The sequence below is a fragment of the Pseudobacter ginsenosidimutans genome, from assembly GCF_007970185.1.
Taxonomy (GTDB): Bacteria; Bacteroidota; Bacteroidia; order Chitinophagales; family Chitinophagaceae; genus Pseudobacter; species Pseudobacter ginsenosidimutans.
Map to the genome: position 1 here is coordinate 1,562,724 of NZ_CP042431.1, position 22,707 is coordinate 1,585,430.

A 22,707-nucleotide genomic window follows, 5' to 3' on the forward strand; every position below is an offset into this window, starting at 1 on the left:
ACTTGCGACAAAATAGCCCATAAAAATAGCGGAGAAGGTCTCCGCTTTTTCATAAAATCTTCAAATAATTATTTCAAAATCTTCTCTTTCAAATTTGTAATACTGGTTTTGATACTATCCAATGGTGAACCCGGACAAACATCCTGCTCCACAAACCAGTACTTCATTCCACTCAGCTTTGCCTGCTTGAAGATCGCAGGAAAATCGATCACCCCATTTCCCACTTCCGTGAATTTCTTTTCAGGCGTATTGTCCATATCTTTTACATGCCACATCGTGAATCTTCCGGGATATTTATTGAAGAGGTCAATGGCATTGTGTCCCGCTTTTGTTGCCCAGTAAATATCCAGCTCAAAGCTCACCAGGCCGGGATCGGTATTGGCGGTGAGAATTTCGAATCCGGTTTGACCGTCCTGCACTGCAAATTCAAAATCGTGATTATGGTAAGCGAGTTTCAGTCCACCCTGCTTCGCCATCTCTCCTGCTTTGTTGAGTAATGGCGCCAGCTTTTTGTAGGTATCGATACTGCGATGGTTATTGTCGAGATAGGGAACTACGATAAACTCCTGGCCGATTGCTTTGGAATCCTGCACAGCCTGTTTCCATTTTTCTTCCCAGTTGGTTTCCGTGAGGAAGAATTGGCCACCGAAAGTATGTCCGGATGTAGAAGTGAGCTTATTGGCTTTGAGTAATTTCCTGAATTCGTCTACCGTGAAGCCGAACCATTTTCCGTTATTGTATCCGTAGGTTTCTACATCGGTATAACCGAGTTTGGCAACGGAGATGATGGTTTCGGTTGGATTTGCGTCGAGTTCTTTGCGGAGAGTATACAGTTGCACACCATAACGTTTGCGGGCCAGCGAGAATGCATCTTCCGGCATAACAAACATGGCAGCTGTGAAAATGGATGATTGTTTCAGGAATTGCCTGCGTGTGTTCATGTCATACGTGATTAGGCAATCAAGATACAAAGAAAAGTTGATCAGACTTCGTCCATCTGTCGCAGTAATTCGCGCAGGTGGCTGATATGCTGACCGTACAGTTTTTTGATATACCATTTATTGGCGAAGTAGATCAGGAAGGTCACCACCGCGCCGCCGATCAGGAACTCAGTAAAGTACTGATGGTCCTGAACAGTATTGAGCATTGGTTGAACCCGGTCCGTCAGTACGTCTCCCGAAAGCTGATGAGATTTGCTTTTATAAAGTATGATGAGACCTGTCAGGTAATACAACAATGGAGTGAGCAATGTACCTGCCAGGAAATAGAAGCGTACATATTTTTCCAGGGTAGCGAGCTGTATCTGCAGATTCGACTTCACTTCAACATCTACCCGCTGCATAGATTTGAGCAATTTGTTCTTATGATAGTAGTAAAAAACAAATCCGATACCAACCAGGCCCAGCATAACAGCGATCTCCCAGTACTGACCACGTCTGGAGAAAGCATAATATGCGATGAATGCAACATAGATCACCACTATAGAGATGAGCTCCCAGAGCAGGTTGCGGCGGATCTTGGCCACAGGGCTTTGCGACTTCTTCCCTAACATGGACAGGATCTCTGAGTTACTATCCGGGTATCGGTCCATGCCTTTCTCCTGGTCTTTCCAGATTTCTTTAAGGCTATCCAACTCCATGTTCTACAGCTTTAGTGAGTTTACGTAATTTTTCTTTGATACGATTCATTTTCACACGAAGGTTATTCTGATTGATACCGAGGATTTCTTCCATTTCTTCATAACTCTTATCGTCCAGGTACAGCATTACAATACCCCTTTCAATTTCAGGAAGCTGGTGAATGGCTTTGTAAAGCTGTGCGAGTTTTTCTTCTTTGTCTTTGTTGTACTGAATATCCTGGATCTCTGTAGGAAGCAGATCAGGTTCTACACTTTTGATAAGGTTCTTTTGTTTTCTGAGATCGGAGATTGCGGTGTTCAGGGCAATCCTGTATAACCAGGTGCTGAACTTGGAGTCGCCGCGGAAGCGGGGATAAGCCCGCCACAACTGAATAACGATCTCCTGGAACAGGTCCTGTTTATCGTAATCCGTGGCACAATACAAGTTACAGACTTTGTGTAACATGCCCTTGTGCTGGTTTACCAATGCTAAAAACTCATCCGGGTTTGTCTTCGGGTGCAAACTTTAATTGGTTTTGGCGAAAAGATACCAAATAGGTCGCATCATGCTATAAAAATATTACAGGCCACCCCCTATTTTTGCGGCACTAATCCGAAATGATGAAAAAGTTTTACCACCTCGGCACCTGCACCACCTGTCAGGCCATTATAAAAGACACTAAAGTTGACCAGAAAGGGTTTGAGATGCAGGATATTAAGACGGAGAAGATCACTCCTGCCCAGCTCGATGAAATGAAAGCGCTCAGCGGCTCCTACGAGTCACTCTTCAGTCGCCGCGCCCTGAAATACAAAGAACTGGGCTTGAAAGACAAAAACCTGACCGAAAAAGATTACCGGGACCTGATCCTGGAAGAATATACTTTCCTCAAACGGCCGGTAGCCATCATCGGTAAGAAGATATTTGTGGGGAATGATAAGAAGAATGTGGCAGCGCTCAGGGAAGCTGTTGATCAATTGTGATCAGGTCCTGATCATTTGTTTCAGCAATTCCCTGAAATCGATCACAGTGGTTCGCACCAGGCCCTTCTCTCCTGCATAATCGCGCGCAGAACTGAACACATAGTTCTCCGGCTTGTCCACGATCCGGTCACGCACAGGATTCTCATGGATATGCAATACTTTTTCCTTGAGCTTGAATACCTGTTTGAAATCGATAAAAGAAGGGTTGCTGCAGGTTTGCCAAACCTGGAACTTCTCGATGCGTTTGAGGCTGTGACTGCATTGTTCAAAGCGGCTAAGCATCCAATCTTTGCGGAGATCGGTTTCATCGTCCAATGCTTCAAGGATCTTATTGGTAGTTACTCTTTTGAAATCCCTCTCGATGCGCGACAGCCCGCCGGGGTCATTGTTCCTGGCAAGCAGGTGAAGGTGATTGCTCATCAGGCACCAGGCATACACGATCAACCCCTTGGATACGATGCAGCAATTCAGCTCATCCACGATGATCTGCTTGTAAACAGGGCGCACAAATATGTCCACCCAATCAACAGTATTGAAAGTAATATATGAACAAGCTTGCGGATCAGCTTTTTGTTCCTTCTTTTCACTCATGACCATTACTTTTTAGCACACAGCAAATGGTCCAGGGGTTATCTTTAAAGTTACGATTCTATAGCCTCAGCAACAAAATGAAGGTCTTAAATATCGGATATTTTTATCATCATACTGTAAAATCGGCATTTGTTGAAAATGAAGGAGGAAGTGCCCTTTTGAACTTTTTTTTCAACATCATTTTCATAAAAAAACCCGGTTGGGGAAAACAACCGGGCTGTATAATGAACTTTTTTGAATTTGATCTTTAGAGGATCCTCAGCTTGGCATAATTCAACATGATCTTCTTTTCTCCATTCTGATCGAATTTGATCGTAGCAACTGGATTGTGCGCAGATCCTTCGATCTTGACCACCTGACCGAAACCAAATTTCTGATGCTCCACTTTATTACCTTCAGCCAGTGCAGAGATATCGCTGGGAACAAAATCTTCACTTGGTTTGTGCTCCACCACTTTTGGTGTTGCAGGCTTTGGAGTAACATAAGATGGCACTGCAGGTTTCTTTGATGGAGGAGGTCCATATAATTTCTCTGCATCTTTTGCAGAGTTGCCACCACTCCATCCGCCTCCACCACCACGGTGCATGCGATCATAAGCACTGTTGCCGCCACTACCCCATCCGCTGCCCTGGTTGCGCGCGCCGCCCCCGGCAAAGCTGCGGTCCAAATACTGATCGGGCAACTCATCGATGAAGCGGCTGGGCTCATTCTGCACGAGCTGACCAAAACGATACCGTGTATTGGCATAAGTGACCCAGAGCCTGGCTTTGGCGCGGGTGACCACCACATAGAACAATCGTCTTTCCTCCTCCAGTTCTTCCTTGCTGTTAATGCTCATGGCATTGGGGAACAGCATTTCTTCCAGGCCCACAGCAAACACACAGGAGAACTCCAGACCTTTCGCAGCGTGAATGGTCATCAGCTTAACAGTATCGGCATTGGGATCCTTGTCATCTGCATCGGTGAGCAATGTGATCTGTTGAAGATAAGCGCCGAGACCTTTATCAGTTACTTCACCTGTTTCATCAACGTCCGGGCTCTCCACCCATTCCTTGATAGAGTTGAGCAACTCCTGGATATTCTCGTAACGGGCAACGCCTTCTGTACTCTTATCGTTGAAAAGTTCTTTAACGAGATTGGTTTGTTTCCCTACATGCACCGCCACATCGGAAGCATTCTGGTTCTTGAGCATGCTGGAGAAACTCTTGATCATGGTCACAAAACCATCGATCGCTTCCAGCGTATTGCTCTTGAAACCGAAGATCTGCGCCTGTTCCAGCACTTCCCACATGGAAATATTCTGGTTGTTGGCCACCAGCAAAGCACGGTCGATAGTGGTTTTACCGATGCCTCTTGCTGGATAGTTGATGATACGCTTCAGCGCCTCTTCATCTTTTGGGTTCACAATGATGCGGAGATAAGCAACAAAGTCTTTGATCTCCTTCCGTGAATAGAAACTCGTGCCGCCATACATGGTATAAGCGATACCCATTCTGCGCAACGCTTCTTCAAACGCACGGCTCTGGGAGTTGGTGCGATAGAGGATCGCGAAATCCTTATTGCTGTAATGATTCCGCAGCTTCTGTTCCTGGATGGTGTCCGCAACGTACTTGCCTTCATCGTTATCGGTCATGGTACGAACGAGGCGGATCTTCTCGCCTTCGCTGTTTTCCGTCCAGAGATCTTTCGGGATCTGTCCCTTATTGTTCTTGATCACTTCATTCGCAGCATTCAGGATAGACTGCGTGCTGCGATAGTTTTGTTCCAGTTTCACCACATGTGCATCTTCATAATCTTTCTGGAACTGCAAAATGTTCTCGATAGTAGCCCCACGGAAACCATAGATACTTTGCGCATCATCGCCCACCACGCAGACATTCTCGTGCATGGCGCCGAGCAGTTTGATCACTTCGTACTGCGCAGGGTTGGTATCCTGATACTCATCGATCAAAATATATTTGAACTTATGCTGGTACTTGCTCAGCGCTTCCGGGAAATGCTTGAGCAGTTCATAGAATTTCAACAAGAGATCATCAAAATCCATCGCACCATTCTTGAAGCAACGCTTTACGTAGGCATCATAGATCTGGGCGGTAGCCGGACGGTTGGAGCGCAGGTCTTCCTGCTGCAGCCCATAATCATTGGCATATTCGATGGGCCCAACCAGCGCGTTCTTGGCGGAAGAGATGCGGTTGTAAATATTGGAGGGCTTGTAAGTCTTATCGTCCAGGTTCATTTCATTGATCACCGCCTTTACAACACTCTTGGCATCATCGGTATCATAAATGGTGAAGTTATTGGGATAACCGAGTCGATGGGCTTCACTGCGAAGGATCCTGGCGAATACGGAGTGGAAAGTACCGATATAAAGATTACGGGCATCGGAATTACCGAGAATATGCTCGATACGCTCTTTCATTTCCTTGGCAGCCTTGTTGGTAAAGGTCAGCGCCAGGATATTGAAAGCATCCACACCACTGGCCATGAGATGCGCAATACGGGTGGTCAACACTTTGGTTTTACCGCTTCCCGCGCCTGCAACGATCATCAGGGGGCCATCTTTATGGAGAACAGCTTCACGCTGTTTGTCATTCAATCCTTTCAGGTAGTCAATCATGGGTGCAATTTACGAAGGACTAGGGAGGCGGCAAAGAGATGGCCGGCAAAGTGATGTGGAAATGCGGCTGTGAAACGTACCGGCGCGGGAGGATATATTTGGGCAATGGTAGGGAGAGATGGGGCGGCGGTAGATGAGCCAGGCTGTTTCGCTTACGTTTGCAAGGCCGTCATTTCTCACATCGCTTTGCCTTGAGGGGTTGGAGGTGCGGCAGAAATAGTGCGGCAGCGGAAGTTTTTTCTATAGGAGTTTTTCCTGAGGATAACGGTGTTGTATACACGCAATTAATCTTACTCCATTCACCAATTTGTACTTATCTTGCCGGAAAGTGGAAAAGATATGTCGTCCCCCGATACTTCCAACCATCTCTTTTACCTCGCCGCCCGGTTCGTGAATCAAACTAACCGGCATCTTTTTCTCACCGGCAAAGCAGGAACCGGCAAAACCACCTTCCTGCGCTATATCCGCGAGAACACCAATAAGAGAATGGCCATCATCGCTCCTACAGGAGTAGCCGCTATCAATGCGGGTGGTGTAACCATGCACTCTTTCTTCCAGCTTCCTTTCGGCGCATTCATTCCCTCTCCTCTTGCAGGATGGAACAGTCATCAGCAGTTCAATAATCCCAACACATTATTGAAGAACCTGAAACTGAGCAGGGATAAAAAAGAATTACTTCGCGAACTGGAACTACTGGTCATCGATGAAGTGAGCATGCTGCGCGCTGACCTGCTGGATGAGATCGATCTTATTCTCCGTCATGTTCGTCGTAAGCCTGATCAATCTTTCGGAGGTGTACAATTATTATATATCGGCGATCTCTTCCAGCTGCCTCCTGTAGTGAGCAATGAAGAATGGGATATTCTCAAAGACCATTATAAAAGCCCTTTCTTTTTTGATGCACATGTATTGCACCAACACCCGCCGGTTTACCTGGAACTCAAAAAGATCTACCGGCAGCACGAAGCTGATTTCATCGAGATCCTGAATAATATCCGTAACAATACTGTTACCAGTCAGGACCTGGACAGACTGCACTTGCATTACCGTCCGGGTTATCAGCAGGAGCCCGGAGAGAATTACATCATTCTCACAACCCACAATTCCAAAGCTGATACCATCAACCAGCAGCAACTCAATAAACTGACGGGCGATGCTTATGAATTCGAAGGCATGATCACCAAGGACTTCAACGAGAAAGCCCTTCCTGCAGAAAGGATGCTGCAACTCAAAGAAGGCGCACAGATCATGTTCATTAAAAATGATAAAGGCGAAAGCCGCCGTTATTATAATGGTAAGATCGCGGTGATCAGCCGTATCGCAGGCGAAAAGATCTTCGTTACCTTTCCCGGCGAAGCGTATGAGATGGAACTGGAAAAAGAGACCTGGAAAAATATCCGCTACCAATACAACCGGGAGGAAGATAATATCGAAGAAGAAGAACTGGGCAGTTACTCGCAATTCCCGATCCGTCTGGCATGGGCCATCACTATTCACAAAAGCCAGGGCCTCACTTTTGAAAAAGCCATCATCGATGCAGGCTCCTCCTTTGCGCCTGGACAGGTGTATGTGGCGCTCAGCCGGTTGACCTCGCTGGAAGGCCTGATCCTCTTTTCCCGGATCCATCCGCATTGCATCCAGACTGAGTCCAGAACAATGGAGTTTACCCGCTCCGAGCAACCGGAAGATATCCTGCACCATTTATTGGAAGAAGAACAAAAATTGTTCATTGCCCGATCGCTGGTCAGAAGTTTCGATTTCACCAAAATGGCCGAGACCTTCAAAGACCACTATGATGAATATTCCAATCGTCAGCTGGCAGATCTGAATGCAGCTATCAATTGGGGCCAAGGCATTACCCGTACTGTATTGCAGCATCAGGATATGGCCGGAAGGTTCATGCGGCAACTGGAACAACTGCTTCCGATGGCAGAGCAGGATAATTTCCAGTTCCTCCGGCAACGAATTGTGGCCGCCAGTGAATACTTCCTTCAACCACTTGATCAACTGATCGAATCCATTCGCAACCATGCCGAAGAAATCAGGTTGAAACAACGCATCAAGAAATATGTACGGGAACTCAATGAGCTTTGTCTGCTCCCTGAAAGAAAAAAACAGGAACTGGAACTGGCTATCCACATCGCAGGAGGTTTGACCCAGGGCCGCAAAGCCGGCGATCTGCTCCAGGAAGTGGAAGAACTGCAAAAAGCGCATCGCGCAAAAACTGCAGAAGAGGAAACCACAGAAGTGAAAACGGAAAAGAAATCGAATAAGCCTGCAAAGGGAGAAACCAATCGCATCACGTTAAAACTTTTCCGCGAAGGAAAGACCATCCCCGAAATTGCCGGTCTGCGCAATCTCGCCAATGGGACCATTGAATCACATCTCATATTTTTTATCGCCTCCGGAGATATTGCAGTAACGCAACTGGTGGAGCCTGATAAGGTCAAAGAAATATTGAATCTCCTGGAATCCTCTCCCGCAGAGGGCTATTCCGCAACTGCCATCAGGGAGAAGCTGGGCGATCATTTCAGCTTTGGAGAGATCCGGGCGGTTGTTCAGCACCGTGAGTGGCTGAACAAAAGCAGGGAAACAGTCTGATAGAATTTTAAGCTTTGTTGAGTATAGCGCCCTTATATGGCTTCCTGGTCCAGCGGCTCAACTGCGTTTGATCGAACCAGAGTGTCATCACCGAATCATCGATTGTATAGCGGTTAGCCATGAACAGGCTTTTCAGAAAAGCCGCTTCATTGAAACCTGTGCAAATCTTTTTGCTAACCTGCACATTGTCGTTGAATTGAAATGAGCTGTCTGTTATGGTGAATGATCCCGACATGGTATTGCATCCGGTATTACCGCTGAATTTTTTAGTCTTCAGATTAAAGCGCAATGAGGGGAATGTGCCGGTAGCAGTGTCTGAAGGCAACGCAGGTTGTAGATACCAAAGACCATTGAGGGAAGTATCTGGTTTGAAGGATGTACGTATTACCTTTAGTTTCTCAAATGAAGGTCCGGCTGTATTTGAGACCAGTTCCGGATGAAAACGACGGAAGGAATTTCCTCTGTTATTGACATACAGATCGCGGAGACTATTCAGCGGTAGTATTGAACATACATCTGTTTTATTATCAGATTTGCGCACAGACCGGTGGTAGTTTGTGAGTGCCGGCGCCACTGCTGCTACCAGCAGCAGAGCAGCTCCCACTATGATCAGGGTTCGCATGATTTCTTTTTGATACTTCATTCAATTTTGTTGCCAGCACATAAAAAAACCGCCTGCTATGAGACGGTTCCTTTACCGTTGTGAGTTTACAACTGAGCTTATGATGCTTTAACTCCTACACTTTAATATTTCTGACGGATGGAATCTGCTGTTCCGATCGGCCGGTTAGTGGTATCCATCCTGAGCGTGTCTCGCATAAGCGAATCTCCCGGCCTGTTCAGATTGGTATCCATTCTTCTTTCTTCAATGGCTGCACTGTCGCGCATATCCGAATCCGGGTTGCCGGCATTGTTGCAGGCCGCCAGTCCTCCTGCCAGTAAAGCTGCTATCAATAACTGTTTCATACTCGTTTTACGGAATTGGTTCAAATGCTTTGCCAGTTGGCGCATTCATTTTGGAGTTTTTAGCAAATAAGTTTATAAAGAGATGGTTAGGGCCGCTATTTTTATTTTAGTTGAAATTGGGATCACAGCCCGGTTGATGGGATCATTCTACAGGATTGTTGAATTTCTTCCCTGCGATTTCTATATCTTGTAGTCATGCTGCAGAATAATGTTTTGTTGATTTTGTCACTGCTTTTTGTGGTGTCGATGCTGAGCATGTTGAGCCAGAAACTGCGTGTTTCCTATCCCATTTTCCTGGTAATTGCGGGGCTACTGATCAGCCTGGTGCCGGGCATTCCGGAAGTGAGCCTGGAGCCGGAAGTGGTCTTCATCATTTTTCTTCCTCCATTATTATATTCAGCGGCATGGAATACATCCTGGAATGATTTCTGGGCCAACCGCCGGCCCATAGGATTGTTATCGATCGGGCTGGTGATCTTCACATCTGCCGCAATCGCTTTTACAGCACAGGCCATGATACCCGGATTTACACTGGCCATGGGATTTTTGTTGGGCGGCATCGTTTCTCCTCCCGATGCAATTGCCGCCACCAGTGTGTTGCAGGGAATGAAAGTACCGCGCAGGGCCATCGCCATCCTGGAAGGTGAAAGCCTGGTGAACGACGCTTCATCACTGATCGTTTTCCGATTTGCACTTGCGGCTATGCTTACCGGTCAGTTCGTGCTGTGGAAAGCAGGAGCTGAATTTGTGCTGGTGTCACTGATGGGTATTGTGATCGGACTGCTGATCGCATTCATCGAATATCTCATTCACCGTTTTCTTCCTACTACAGCCAGTATCGATACCGCCATCACTTTGATCTCTCCTTATTTAATGTATATCGCTGCGGAGCATTTTCATTTCTCCGGCGTATTGGCAGTTGTGAGCGGCGGATTGTTCATGAGCTGGCGGTCGCATGATGTGTTTTCTTACAATACAAGGATCCAGACCACCAGTGTTTGGAATACGCTTGTATTCCTGTTGAACGGTGTTGTATTTATTTTGATAGGATTGCAACTGCCGGGAATAGTGGAAGGTCTGGAAGAGAACTCCATGTTGCAATCCTTCAAGTATGCAGTGGTGATCAGTCTGGTTACCATTATTATCCGGATACTCTGGGTTTACCCCGGCGCCTATGTTCCGCGGATGCTTAGTAAAAGGATCCGGACCAAAGAAGTGAGGCCCACACCCAACAGCGTTTTCCTGGTTGCCTGGAGCGGCATGAGAGGAGTTGTTTCGCTGGCTGCGGCATTGTCGATTCCGCTCACGATATCGGATGGATCCGCCTTTCCTTACCGGAACCTGATCCTCTTCATCACTTTTTCTGTGATACTGGTAACGCTGGTGATCCAGGGGCTCAGTCTGCCTTTTGTGCTCAAATGGCTGAAGATCGAAGTGCCGGAAGATGAGCATGCTCAGGAACAGGAGATCCGGCTGCGACTGGCTTCGGTGGCGCTGGACCATATCGAGCACAATTATTCAACGGAAGCCAACAGCATCGAGGCTTTTACCAGGCTACGCGATCGCTACAAACGGATGTCGGAGATCGCAGCCCGAAAACTGGAAAAAGAAGAGGAGCTCAAAAAACGCCCCGAGTTCCTTCCGAAATACCGCGATATGCTGCTGGAGCTGGTGCATGCACGAAGGATCGAGCTGAACAAAATGCGCCACGAAAATCAATACCCCGAAGAACTGATCCGTAAAAAAGAAGAGGAGCTTGACCTGGAGGAAGCAAGGCTAAGGAAATAACGGCAAAATCTAACCGCTTTCATATGCAGTCAATCGTATTACTTCATGGCGCTACCGGTGCTGCATCTCAATTGCAGTCGCTGGCAGATGCGCTGAGCAAAACTTATTCGGTCCATACTATCAATTTCAGTGGACATGGTGGCGAGCCCATGCCCGAAGCTTTTTCCATCGAACTCTTTGCAAAACAGGTGCTGACCTTTTTGGATGTCCGTCAACTCGTATCTCCCATTGTATTCGGATACAGCCTGGGTGGTTATGTAGGCATGTACATTGCCCGGCATCATCCCGGCAGGATCAGCAAGCTGATCACACTGGCCACCAAGTTCCATTGGGACGAAACCATTGCGGCCAAACAACAGCGCAGCTTCGATGCCAATGTGATCCTGGAAAAGGCGCCGGCCTTCGCAGAACAATTACAACAAATGCACGCACCAAACGACTGGAAAGAAGTATTGAGAAAGACAGGCGTCATGCTAACGAAACTGGGCAACCGAAATATCCTGGGTGCTGAGGACTACCCGCAGGTGCAGACAGAAACCCTGCTGATCCAGGGAGATAAAGACCGGATGGTGACGCTGGAAGAAACTATTGCAGTGTTCAGGGCACTTCCCGCTAACAGTGCCCGGCTTTGTGTGCTGCCCGGAACGCCGCATCCGTTGGAGCAGGTGGACTTGAACATGCTTATATCATTGATAGGCTAATAAAAAATTGCACCGGCCATATCTGGGCCGGTGCAATTTTATTTATTTGCAGATCCTGTTATTTAGCAAGATTTGTGAGCACTTTTACTTCTGTTTCGCAAAGCGCCCTTTCATAGAGTCTGATCTCATCAATCACACCATTGAACCAAAAAGGATAACTGCTACCCTCACATTTTCCGATAAACAGATCGTTCATATTAGGAGTGAAAACAGCTGTATGTTGACGTTCATCGATCAATTTACCGTTAACGTATAATTTGGAAACTCCCTCTTTATAAGTATAGATTAATGTATACCATTGGTCGGTTTTCACTTTAAGGGTATCCGAGATTGCTCCTGCTGATTTTTCCGGATAGGAATCCCTGTCACCATAACCAATATTGAAAACTTCATTTTCGGTATCCAGCGGAGAGGAGCAAATAAAGTCTGCAGGTGTAAAGCGCATAACGTATGCGCCGTTAACATAATCACTATAATAGCTGGTCTTACCAAAGATCTGGTTGCTTTTACATTGCCCGGCATAAAAGCCATTCACTTTCATAATGGCCATCATGGTGATTTCGCTGCCGGGGTTCAGGGACTCACTGTTGGTTACCTGCATATAACTGGAAGTGCCATTAAAAAGATAGGCGTTATTTGGTCTTCCCATCCTGTCGATGGTCTTAACAGCATTATTGAAAACAATATGGTTGTTTTTTCCGCTGCTATCGTTGAGTGTACCGTTGTTGAAGTTGTAATAAGCTATGAGTCCTCTTTTGAGATCCTCTTCGTCATCGCACTCGCAGGGAATAGTCACAGTGTCTTTGATTGTAATGGTGTCTTTGATAGTAACCGTATCCCTGATCGTTTCTTTGATACAGGAGGTCATGGGGGTTGTAGTGCAGAAGAGCATGATCAGAGCAAATGCGCTTCCTGAGATCCACGAAACTATTTTCATGAGTTGGGGTTTATTTGGGGCAAATGTAGCTTTTGGAGGCTGAGGGTTATGATTGAAATGGATAAGTGTGCAGTTCGGTTTACTATCTGTGTAATAAATCCAACAAAAGCAAAGGCTGCACATGAAGCGCAGCCTTTGCTTTTGTTAGGCAGTTGCAAAACCACCGGATATGTAAATTTTTTCAGTATCTGCTGCTATTAAGGTTTCTTTTCGAGCAGTTTGAAGAACTGATCCAGTTGAGGAAGGATCACGATACGTGTTCTGCGGTTTGCAGCTTTACCTTCAACGGTATCGTTACCACCAACGGGAACGTATTCAGCTCTGCCGGCAGCAGTGATTTTGGCAGGCTCCAGACCGTATTCTTTCTGCAGAACGCGAACAACGGAAGTAGCACGTTTAACTGAGAGGTCCCAGTTGTCTACCAGTACGCCGCGGGAGAAAGGAACATTGTCTGTATGGCCTTCAACCATGAAGTCGATATCAGGTTGGTTTTTCAGCACGGTAGCAACTTTGCCCAATACAGTTTTGGCTGCATCGGTAACGTCATAGCTTCCGCTCTTGAAGAGGAGTTTGTCGGAGATGTCGATGTAAACAACACCTTTGTCAACCTTGATGTTGATGTCTTTGTCGTCCAGGTTGCCGATAGCACCTTTCAGATTCATCACCAGTTGCATGTTCAGGCTGTCTTTCTTAGCCATTTGCTGCTGTAGAGTTTGGATGTAAGCATCTTTAGCACCCATATTGTCGAGAGATTTGCGGATGCTTTCAGCCTGAGAGCTGGAGATCACGGAGAGATCCTGCAGTTGTTTCAGGGCTGTAGTATTGTTTTCTTTCAGGTAATCGATTTGTTTGTTGAGGGCTGCGATCTCGTTCTGGAGGGCTTCAGCTTTACGTGCAGCTTCAGCTTTGAGGTCTTCGCAACCTTTGAGGTCGCCTGTGAGTTTGGTGTTGGCTGCTGTGAGCTCAGCTACTTTAGCTTGCTCAGCGGCAAATTTCTTTTTACTAACGCAAGAGTAAAGGAGGATAGGGGACATCGCTACTAATAAGACTTGTCTGGGCTTCATATTAATTGTTTTGAATGAGAAATATACATCCGGCCGGGCAGTACTGCAATCGCCTGTTGGTTTTTAGGTTTAGCAAGCATCGTGCCTGTCTGGGCTGCCAAAGTTAATTGAACGAAAGAAAATTGTTACTATACAATTAGTTAAGTGTTCTTTTTAAGGTCATTTTAATTGCTGAATTCATGAAAAGACTCACAGCTCCACCATGCAGTATTGATAAATTACAGGTTCCATTAGAAGGGATCATCATATGAAGTGGTACAGTTTGGTACTCTACAATTTTCTGCTGCACAAACGCAATACTTCATCATAATATTATATTCAGGATCAACGAAAATATCGCCTCCAAAAAATTTAGTGCCGTTTTGCTAAAATAATTAGTTTGCAATTCGGATTTTTCACCTACATTTGAATTGCAATCGATCACTACTAATAACTACTAAAAACTCACCCATTATGTCAAAAGATAAAGAGAAAGAAGCAGCAGGTACCGGCGGCAACAGCGAAAAGCTGAAAGCGCTTAAACTGACCATAGACAAGATTGAGAAGGATTTTGGAAAGGGCAGTGTAATGATGATGAACGAAAAATCCCAGGACCCGCATGAAGTAGTATCCACCGGTTCTATCGGTCTGGACACAGCGCTTGGAATTGGCGGTTTCCCACGGGGACGTATCATCGAGATCTACGGACCTGAATCTTCCGGTAAAACAACCATCGCCATCCATGCGATCGCTGAAGCCCAGAAGAAAGGCGGTATGTGCGCCATCATTGACGCAGAGCACGCATTCGACAGCGCTTATGCCCGCAAGTTAGGTGTGGATGTGGACAATCTCCTGATCTCTCAGCCCGACTATGGTGAACAGGCTCTCGAAATCGCAGACCGCCTGATCCTTTCCGGAGCACTGGATGTGGTGGTGATTGACTCCGTAGCCGCACTGGTGCCAAAAGGTGAACTGGAAGGCGAAATGGGTGACAGCAAAATGGGTCTTCAAGCCCGCCTGATGTCTCAGGCACTGCGTAAACTGACCGCCACTATCAATAAGACCAATACTATTTGCATATTCATCAACCAGCTTCGTGAAAAGATCGGTGTGATGTTCGGTAACCCCGAAACTACTACCGGTGGTAATGCCCTGAAGTTCTACGCATCTGTCCGCCTCGACATTCGTCGTATGGCGCAGATCAAAGACGGAGATGAAGCAATCGGTAACCGTGTTAAAGTGAAAGTGGTAAAAAATAAAGTAGCTCCTCCTTTCCGCGCAGCAGAATTCGATATCGTGTTCGGAGAAGGTATCTCCAAAACCGGTGAGATCCTCGATATGGGCGTGGAGCTGGGAATCGTACAGAAAAGCGGTAGCTGGTTCAGCTACAATAGCGATAAACTCGGCCAGGGCCGCGATGCAGTGAAACAACTGCTCATCGATAATCCTGAGCTGTCAATGGAGATCGAAACAAAGATCCGCGAAAAAATTAAAGAAATGCAGGACGCTAACTAAAGTATCCCATCAACCCTGCATTCAAAAGATAGTTTTATGATGGGTTAGTAAATAGTAGGACCGGCCAATTCTTTGGCTGGTTTTTCTTTTTATACATATTATATACAGGAAGAACTAAGCAACACACATAAAGCCTCCCACATTCTGTTTCAGGAAACTCTCTATCTGCACATCCTGCAGACTCTTACCTTTCACCGCCCAGAAATAAGGCATGGTCCGGCTTTCTCCCCTTCCTTCAAAACTGATCTCCATCGCCTTCGGCGCAGATGGGATCAATACCAGGCCCCGTTCCCGGTCTACCATATACGAACTGTTGATCACCAGCTTCTTTACCGTGAATGAATAACCGCTTTTAGTACTTACCCTGAACCGGTTGCCATTCCAGCCGATCGACGCCAGTTGTACTACACTCACTTCCTTCAACCGCTTGCCGGAACGACGGAACTGTTCCACCAATGTTTGCACTCGGCCAGCGCCAGCCTGTACAATTACAAGATCGGTATCATCCTGCTGTAATTCCCCCACCACCAGGTCCGGCATCAGCAAAACCGCCGGAGCGATCATTCCGGATTGAAACAGAAAATTTCTCCTGTTCATATAATTGATTTTTAGAATGTAATGATAAAAAATCATCGCTCGCCAGGCCAAAGGAATTATGATTGTAACCCACTTACACCAGTTTAGCATACTGATCTTTCAGAGATCCGCAGAACCAAACCATTTTTCGCATATACATCAGGGATAGCTGCCAAATGCAGCACAGTACTTTATTTCACAGTATTAGAGGGGGAAATGATTGATCAAAAATAGAGAAAGTAACAGAAATAAAAAAGGGGTCTGAATAGACATTCAACCCCGCTTTAAAATCCAATATCCTATGAAAAACCGAGGTAAAAATAAGGGTGAATTTTCATTTCTGCAATACCATTTTGTGGTAATCCTAAAAAAGGTATGCCGAATTGATCTAGATCAATTTTTTAATAGCTTTTCCTGGCTTATAGTACCGGTAACCCGGTTGTTTACGCGTAAAATGTACACCCCCTTTTCCAGGGAACTCACATTTAGGGTCTGCAACCCATGAAAACCGCTTTGACTGAGCCGGATCACGCCCCGGGCATCGATGATCTGCACATCTGAAGCATGCTCGGAACGGATGATAAGAATATTATCTACAGGGTTGGGGTAAAACTTGAAGGAAATATCACCGGCAATCAGGGTGGAAGCGATCAGCGAGTGCTGGTCTACCCCACTCTTTCCAGCATGTTTGATCCGGTAGGCATTGCGGCCCTTTCCGGGAGAATCATCTACCCATTCATACCAATCCCCCGAAACCGGTTGCTTCAGCAAGGCCACCATTTCAAAATCTCGACCATTCACACTTCTTTCTACCGCCACAAACGCAGCGCCCTCAATGCGCGCCAGCCGCCAGTTCAACAACACTTTCGTTCTCTCCTTTACGATCGCGGCCAGGTTGGTCACCTGAACAGAAGAATCGTCTCCCTCTGCCAGTAAAGACCTTTCATCTGATGCCGGTACAGTCTGCCCCTGCAGTACAACTACACCACCCAATACAAGGAACAAACAGAACATCAGATTTTTGACCATAGGTTCAAGCTTTGAATTTTCAGGGAACAGCTTATTTACAATATCTGTGCCGCGGCTGTTGAAAACGAAGCCAAACCTTTCAAAATTTTTACATTACAGTTAAAGTTTCTTCAAAATGACGCTTATCAGTACCTTTAAGCATGATCAAGACCCGACGCTTAAACATTAGAAAACGGATCGCTCTCGTAGCGCATGACAATAAGAAAAAAGACCTGATAGAATGGGCTGAATTCAATAAAGTGGTTTTGGCCAAACATGAACTGATTGCCACCGGAACCACGGGGAAGTTGATGGAGGATCAGCTCGACAGGCCCGTAAAGAAACTGCTCAGCGGACCGCTCGGCGGCGACCAGCAGATCGGAGCCATGATTGCAGGTGGAGAGATCGATGTACTGATCTTCTTCTGGGACCCCATGGAAGCACAACCTCATGATAGCGACGTAAAAGCCCTGCTCCGAATCGCGATGGCCTGGAATTGCATCATGGCCTGCGACCGCTCCACGGCAGACTTTGTGCTGACTTCACCCCTGATGCAGACTGAATACACGCTCAATATTCCGGATTATTCCACCTACCTTAAACGAAAGATCGATTGAGTTTGTTAATGTTTCTATAGCTTCCGGCAATCGGGTAAATGCTCCGTAAATTTGCCGGTTACCCATTTTACTTATGGCATTCAATTTACACACCCCCTTTCCTCCGGCGGGCGACCAGCCGGAAGCCATCCGTCAATTGACCGAAGGCATACAGAATGGAGAGAAACACCAGGTGCTGCTCGGTGTCACCGGTAGTGGTAAAACCTTTACCATGGCCAATGTGATCCAGCAGGTACAACGTCCTACACTGGTGCTCACACATAACAAAACACTCGTAGCCCAGCTGTACGGAGAGTTCAAACAGTTCTTTCCAGACAATGCCGTTGGCTATTTCGTGAGCTATTACGATTATTACCAGCCCGAGGCTTATATGCCCGTGTCTGACACTTATATCGAAAAAGATCTCAGCATCAATGATGAGCTGGACAAACTCCGGCTTCACGCTACCTCTGAGTTACTTTCAGGAAGACGTGATATCATCGTTGTGGCTTCCGTAAGCTGTATCTATGGTATGGGTAATCCGCAGGTCCTCGAAAGCGGGATCATCCGCATCAATCGCGGACAATCCATTTCCCGTCAGGGTTTCCTGCATGCACTGGTGAATGCACTGTACAATCGCACACAAACGGAATTCACGCGGGGCACCTTCCGTGTGAAAGGAGATACAGTAGACATCAACCTGCCTTACCTAGATCAGGGCCTTCGCATCACCTTCTTCGGTGATGAGATCGAAACCATCGAAACGCTGGACATCAAAACAGGTAAACGTATCGCAGGAAAGGAAACAGCCGCCATCTTTCCTGCCAACCTTTATCTGGCGCCCAAAGACATCATTCAACAGATCCTTTTCGAGATACAGGACGAAGCCAATTCACAAGTGGAATATTTCAAGAAAACAGGCAAGTTCATCGAAGCACAAAGGCTTGGTGAACGTGTGAACTATGATGTGGAAATGATCCGTGAGCTCGGCTATTGCAATGGCGTGGAAAACTACTCGCGCTTTTTCGACAGAAGAATTCCAGGTACCCGCCCATTCTGTCTGCTCGATTATTTCCCGGATGATTACCTTATGATCATCGATGAAAGCCATCAAACCATTCCGCAGGTCAGCGGTATGTACGGCGGCGACCGCAGCCGCAAGCTGGTGCTGGTTGATTACGGATTCCGTCTTCCCTCCGCACTCGATAACCGTCCACTCAATTTCCACGAATTTGAATCGCTCACCAATCAGGTTGTATACGTATCAGCCACGCCCGGAGAATATGAACTTGAAAAGACAGGCGGTGTTGTGGCCGAACAGATCGTGCGGCCAACAGGATTGCTCGATCCTCCCATCGAGGTTCGTCCGAGTGTAAATCAGATCGATGATCTGCTGGACGAGATCGATAAGCGCGTGAAGAAAGGAGACCGCGTACTGGTTACCACCCTGACCAAACGCATGGCAGAGGAAATGGACAAGTACCTGCATCGCATCAATATCAAATCGAAATACATTCACAGCGAAGTGGACACACTGGAACGCGTTGAGATCCTGCGCCAGCTCAGGCTCGGAGAGATCGATGTACTCGTGGGCGTGAACCTGCTCCGTGAAGGCCTCGACCTTCCGGAAGTGTCGCTGGTGGCTATTCTCGATGCAGACAAAGAAGGTTTCCTCCGCAATGAGCGCTCCCTCACACAGACTGCAGGACGCGCAGCCCGTAACGTGGATGGTCTTGTTATCTTCTATGCAGACAAGATCACAGAAAGTATGCAGCGCACTATGGACGAAACCTCACGTCGCCGTGAAAAACAGGTTGCGTACAACCTCGAACATAATATCACTCCCAGAACAGTCACCAAATCCATAGAGCAGGTGATTGCACAAACCTCCGTAATCGATGTCAAAGGTTATGACCCCGACAGCCCGCTGCGGATCATGCCTGGCGAAGATATAGTCCGTCTTTCTGCCGCCGCTGAGGAACAGGTAGAATATAAAACCATTCCACAAATTGAAAAAGCCGTTGGCAAAGTGAAGAAAGAAATGGAAAAAGCTGCCAGGGACCTGGACTTCATGGAAGCCGCCAGGTTGAGGGACGAAATGTTTGCGCTGCAAAAGCAACTGGAAGAAATGAAGCAGTGATAGCCCCTCTTTTCCCAACTTCCGCCAGTTCAAAAAGCTTACTAAATTCCTGAGCAATCGGATCGCCTTTGTTGTTAACTTAGCAGCATGAGGCAAAAAGTATTCCTTCTCGACGCACTGGCGCTTGTATTTCGTGCTTACTATGCATTGATCCGCAACCCAAGGATCACTTCCAAAGGCAGGAACACCAATGCACAGTTCGGCTTCACCAATACATTACTCGATCTGCTGAACAACCAGAAGCCAACCCATATGGCCGTTTGCTTCGATACATCAGCTCCCACTGAAAGACATACCGAATTCACAGAATACAAAGCCAACCGCCAGGATGCGCCGGAAGACCTCAAGGCTGCTCTTCCCGATATCAAAAAGATCATCCGCGGATTCAATATTCCCGTGATTGAATTTGATGGTTATGAAGCAGACGATGTGATAGGCACCCTCAGCAAACAGGCAGCCAAAGCAGGCTATGAAGTGTTCATGGTAACGCCGGACAAGGATTATGGTCAACTCGTTGACGGCAATATCAAGATCTACAAACCCGGCTACCAGGGCGGAGATGCAGAGATCCTCGGCGCCAAAGAGGTTTGCGAAAAATGGAATATCAAAGAAGTGCATCAGGTGATCGATATTCTCGGGCTCATGGGAGACGCAGTGGACAATATCCCCGGCATCCCTGGTGTTGGAGAGAAAACCGCCGCCAAACTGCTGGCAGAATATGGCACTCTTGAGAACGTACTCGAAAATGCAGACAAGATCAAAGGCGCACTCGGCGAAAAAATACGCAATGGCGCTAATTCAGCCATCCTCTCCAAAAAACTGGCCACCATCATTACAGACGTGCCCGTTGAATTCCACGCAGAAGATTTCAAAGTAAAAGAGATCAACAAAGATCTGCTGGCAGAAATTTTCTCAGAGCTCGAATTCAAAACCATCGGTAAACGCATTCTCGGCGAAAGCTTCAATGTAATTCCCGGAGCCGCTCCACAGGGCGTTCAAACCGATCTCTTCGGCAATGCCGTTGATACGCCTGCAGCTAAAAGCAAAGGGAAGAAAGAAGAAGAAGCAACCGATGAAGACCGCGCACCCAGCACAGAAACGCTGCACGCCGGCAAGACCATTCATAACACTGCACACCAATACCGCGCCATCACGGAAGACGCCGCCATCGATACCCTGATCAAAGAACTGATGGAGCAACCCGAGATCTGCTTCGATACCGAAACCACCAATCTAGATGCCAATGACGCCGAACTGGTAGGCATGAGCTTCTCTTACAAAACAGGAGAAGCCTACTACGTTCCCTGCTCTCCCGATCAGGAACAAACGAAAAAGCTATTGAAGAAATTCGCGCCGCTTTTCGACAATACCAATATCATCTGGCTCGGTCAGAACCTCAAATATGACATGCTCGTACTGAAATGGTACGGCTTCGAGCTGAAAGGAAATATTTTCGATACCATGCTTGCCCATTACGTGATAGAACCCGATGGCAAACGCAGCATGGACGTGCTCAGCGTGCAATACCTCGGCTATGAGCCCATTCATATCGATGAACTTATCGGCAAGAAAGGAAAGACACAGGGCAATATGCGTGATGTAGAATTGTCGAAGATCACAGACTATGCCGCAGAAGATGCAGATGTGACCCTGCAATTGAAACAGGTGTTTGCTCCTTTGCTCAAGACCAAAGAAGTAGAAAAAGTATTCAGTGAAGTGGAGAACCCGCTCGTGAAAGTACTTACCGATATGGAGTTCGAAGGTGTTCGCATCGATGTGGACTTCCTCAAAGAATATTCATCTCAACTTGAACAGGAAGCCAAACAGGCCGAAGAGAACGTATTCCAGCAGGCTGGAGTGAAATTCAATCTCGGTTCTCCCAAACAGTTAGGAGAAGTGCTTTTCGAGAAACTGCAATTGGATCCCAGGGCCAAAAAGACCAAGACCGGTCAATATGCTACCGGCGAAGATGTGCTGTTGAAACTGGCCGGCCAGAATAAGATCGTTGATGATATCCTGGCCTACCGCGAGCTCACCAAGTTGCGCTCCACCTACGTGGACGCTCTACCACAGATGATCAACCGCAAAACGGGCCGCGTGCACACATCGTATGCCCAGGCTGTTGCAGTTACTGGTCGGCTTAGCAGCAATAACCCCAACCTGCAGAATATTCCCGTTCGTACAGACCGTGGCAAGGAGATCCGCAAGGCTTTCATTCCCCGCGATAATGGCCATACCCTCCTCTCTGCCGACTATTCGCAGATCGAACTGCGCATTGTGGCCGCCATCAGCGGAGACCCGGCCATGTGCGAAGCGTTCAAGCTCGGCAAGGATATCCATACTGCCACTGCTGCAAAAGTGTATGGGGTAGACGAAGCAGATGTGACCAAGGAAATGCGCTACAAAGCCAAGAGCGTGAACTTCGGTATCATTTACGGACAGGGAGCATTCGGACTTGCGGATAATCTCGGTATCAGCAGAACTGAAGCCAAAGAGATCATCGATAATTACAAGAAGCAATTCTCCAACATCCAGAAATACATGGATGATACCATCAACTTCGCTCGTGAAACCGGTTACGTTCAAACCTTGATGGGCAGGAAGCGCTGGCTTCGCGATATCAATTCCGCCAACTTCACAGTAAGAGGTTTTGCTGAACGAAACGCCATCAACTCCCCTATCCAGGGAACCGCCGCAGATATGATCAAACTGGCGATGATCAAACTGCACCACGAATTCAAAAAGAATAAATTCAAATCGAAGATGATCCTGCAGGTGCATGACGAGTTGGTCTTCGATGCCGTACTGGAAGAAGTGGATACCATCAAACCGCTGATCCTGGATTGTATGAGCTCAGCACTTACGTTACCCAATGAAGTACCTGTACTCGCGGAGATCGGAGGTGGCAAAAACTGGCTGGAAGCGCACTAAATCCAATACTTAACTTTCCTTTACAATATCAGGGGCTTGAATTTACAAGCCCCTAACAGTCTCCGGCGTCTAATTTGTGTAGATAAAGAGATAAATCG

General features: G+C 47.0%; 19 protein-coding genes. 8 read left to right on the forward strand and 11 right to left on the reverse strand.

Annotated features, from left to right (window positions below; all coding sequences use genetic code 11):
• Nucleotides 1-68 precede the first annotated feature (68 nt).
• From FSB84_RS06430 to FSB84_RS06440, 3 genes are read right to left on the reverse strand one after another with little or no spacing between them, the layout of a single operon-like run.
• Complete coding sequence (locus FSB84_RS06430; RefSeq protein WP_158643796.1) at nucleotides 69-941, reverse strand: sugar phosphate isomerase/epimerase family protein; 873 nt, start codon at nucleotides 939-941, stop codon at nucleotides 69-71.
• A gap of 41 nt (nucleotides 942-982) precedes the next feature.
• Complete coding sequence (locus FSB84_RS06435; RefSeq protein WP_130542344.1) at nucleotides 983-1,639, reverse strand: hypothetical protein; 657 nt, start codon at nucleotides 1,637-1,639, stop codon at nucleotides 983-985.
• Nucleotides 1,626-2,141 (reverse strand): RNA polymerase sigma factor, encoded by a 516-nt coding sequence (locus tag FSB84_RS06440; RefSeq protein WP_225979996.1) that lies wholly within the window; start codon nucleotides 2,139-2,141, stop codon nucleotides 1,626-1,628. Before FSB84_RS06440 ends, FSB84_RS06435 begins: the two co-directional genes overlap by 14 nt.
• 98 nt (nucleotides 2,142-2,239) lie before the next feature.
• On the opposite strand from FSB84_RS06440, the gene FSB84_RS06445 reads away from it, so the two are divergent.
• Complete coding sequence (locus FSB84_RS06445; protein ID WP_130542343.1) at nucleotides 2,240-2,599, forward strand: arsenate reductase family protein; 360 nt, start codon at nucleotides 2,240-2,242, stop codon at nucleotides 2,597-2,599.
• On the opposite strand, the gene FSB84_RS06450 is transcribed toward FSB84_RS06445, so the two are convergent.
• Nucleotides 2,600-3,190: a transposase gene (locus FSB84_RS06450; protein WP_158643797.1), complete on the reverse strand. Its 591-nt coding sequence runs from the start codon at nucleotides 3,188-3,190 to the stop codon at nucleotides 2,600-2,602.
• Between the two features lie 247 nt (nucleotides 3,191-3,437).
• Complete coding sequence (locus tag FSB84_RS06455; RefSeq protein WP_130542341.1) at nucleotides 3,438-5,807, reverse strand: ATP-dependent helicase; 2,370 nt, start codon at nucleotides 5,805-5,807, stop codon at nucleotides 3,438-3,440.
• A 339-nt stretch (nucleotides 5,808-6,146) separates the two neighbouring features.
• On the opposite strand from FSB84_RS06455, the gene FSB84_RS06460 reads away from it, so the two are divergent.
• Nucleotides 6,147-8,408: a helix-turn-helix domain-containing protein gene (locus FSB84_RS06460; protein ID WP_130542340.1), complete on the forward strand. Its 2,262-nt coding sequence runs from the start codon at nucleotides 6,147-6,149 to the stop codon at nucleotides 8,406-8,408.
• Between the two features lie 7 nt (nucleotides 8,409-8,415).
• Here FSB84_RS06460 and FSB84_RS06465 read toward each other — a convergent pair whose 3' ends face one another.
• Nucleotides 8,416-9,030 (reverse strand): META domain-containing protein, encoded by a 615-nt coding sequence (locus FSB84_RS06465; RefSeq protein WP_158643798.1) that lies wholly within the window; start codon nucleotides 9,028-9,030, stop codon nucleotides 8,416-8,418.
• Nucleotides 9,031-9,152: 122 nt separating this feature from the next.
• The gene (locus FSB84_RS06470) at nucleotides 9,153-9,374 is read right to left on the reverse strand and encodes a hypothetical protein (protein WP_130542338.1); all 222 of its coding nucleotides are present in this window, start codon (nucleotides 9,372-9,374) and stop codon (nucleotides 9,153-9,155) included.
• A 195-nt stretch (nucleotides 9,375-9,569) separates the two neighbouring features.
• Here FSB84_RS06470 and FSB84_RS06475 point away from each other — a divergent pair, with 195 nt between their 5' ends.
• Both FSB84_RS06475 and FSB84_RS06480 read left to right on the forward strand, forming a co-directional pair.
• The gene (locus FSB84_RS06475; RefSeq protein ID WP_130542337.1) at nucleotides 9,570-11,162 is read left to right on the forward strand and encodes a Na+/H+ antiporter; all 1,593 of its coding nucleotides are present in this window, start codon (nucleotides 9,570-9,572) and stop codon (nucleotides 11,160-11,162) included.
• Nucleotides 11,163-11,185: 23 nt separating this feature from the next.
• Nucleotides 11,186-11,863 carry an alpha/beta fold hydrolase gene (locus FSB84_RS06480; RefSeq protein WP_130542336.1) on the forward strand — a complete coding sequence of 226 codons (678 nt, stop codon included), beginning with the start codon at nucleotides 11,186-11,188 and terminating at the stop codon, nucleotides 11,861-11,863.
• A gap of 58 nt (nucleotides 11,864-11,921) precedes the next feature.
• On the opposite strand, the gene FSB84_RS06485 is transcribed toward FSB84_RS06480, so the two are convergent.
• Both FSB84_RS06485 and FSB84_RS06490 read right to left on the reverse strand, forming a co-directional pair.
• Nucleotides 11,922-12,800, reverse strand: coding sequence for a LamG domain-containing protein (locus FSB84_RS06485; protein ID WP_158643799.1), 879 nt, complete (start codon nucleotides 12,798-12,800; stop codon nucleotides 11,922-11,924).
• Between the two features lie 197 nt (nucleotides 12,801-12,997).
• On the reverse strand, nucleotides 12,998-13,864 hold the full coding sequence (locus FSB84_RS06490) for an OmpA/MotB family protein (protein WP_130542334.1): 867 nt from the start codon (nucleotides 13,862-13,864) through the stop codon (nucleotides 12,998-13,000).
• 453 nt (nucleotides 13,865-14,317) lie between these two features.
• On the opposite strand from FSB84_RS06490, the gene recA reads away from it, so the two are divergent.
• Nucleotides 14,318-15,358, forward strand: a complete 1,041-nt coding sequence (recA, locus tag FSB84_RS06495) for a recombinase RecA (protein WP_130542333.1) — start codon at nucleotides 14,318-14,320, stop codon at nucleotides 15,356-15,358.
• Between the two features lie 114 nt (nucleotides 15,359-15,472).
• On the opposite strand, the gene FSB84_RS06500 is transcribed toward recA, so the two are convergent.
• Entirely contained in the window at nucleotides 15,473-15,955 is a 483-nt protein-coding gene (locus FSB84_RS06500) for a hypothetical protein (protein ID WP_130542332.1), read from the reverse strand.
• A gap of 372 nt (nucleotides 15,956-16,327) precedes the next feature.
• Nucleotides 16,328-16,963, reverse strand: coding sequence for a T9SS type A sorting domain-containing protein (locus FSB84_RS06505; protein WP_130542331.1), 636 nt, complete (start codon nucleotides 16,961-16,963; stop codon nucleotides 16,328-16,330).
• Between the two features lie 140 nt (nucleotides 16,964-17,103).
• On the opposite strand from FSB84_RS06505, the gene FSB84_RS06510 reads away from it, so the two are divergent.
• From FSB84_RS06510 to polA, 3 genes are all read left to right on the forward strand, one after another.
• On the forward strand, nucleotides 17,104-17,559 hold the full coding sequence (locus tag FSB84_RS06510) for a methylglyoxal synthase (RefSeq protein WP_130542330.1): 456 nt from the start codon (nucleotides 17,104-17,106) through the stop codon (nucleotides 17,557-17,559).
• Nucleotides 17,560-17,632: 73 nt separating this feature from the next.
• Nucleotides 17,633-19,678 (forward strand): excinuclease ABC subunit UvrB, encoded by a 2,046-nt coding sequence (uvrB, locus tag FSB84_RS06515; RefSeq protein ID WP_130542329.1) that lies wholly within the window; start codon nucleotides 17,633-17,635, stop codon nucleotides 19,676-19,678.
• Nucleotides 19,679-19,765: 87 nt separating this feature from the next.
• Nucleotides 19,766-22,609: a DNA polymerase I gene (polA, locus tag FSB84_RS06520; RefSeq protein WP_130542328.1), complete on the forward strand. Its 2,844-nt coding sequence runs from the start codon at nucleotides 19,766-19,768 to the stop codon at nucleotides 22,607-22,609.
• Nucleotides 22,610-22,707 lie beyond the last annotated feature (98 nt).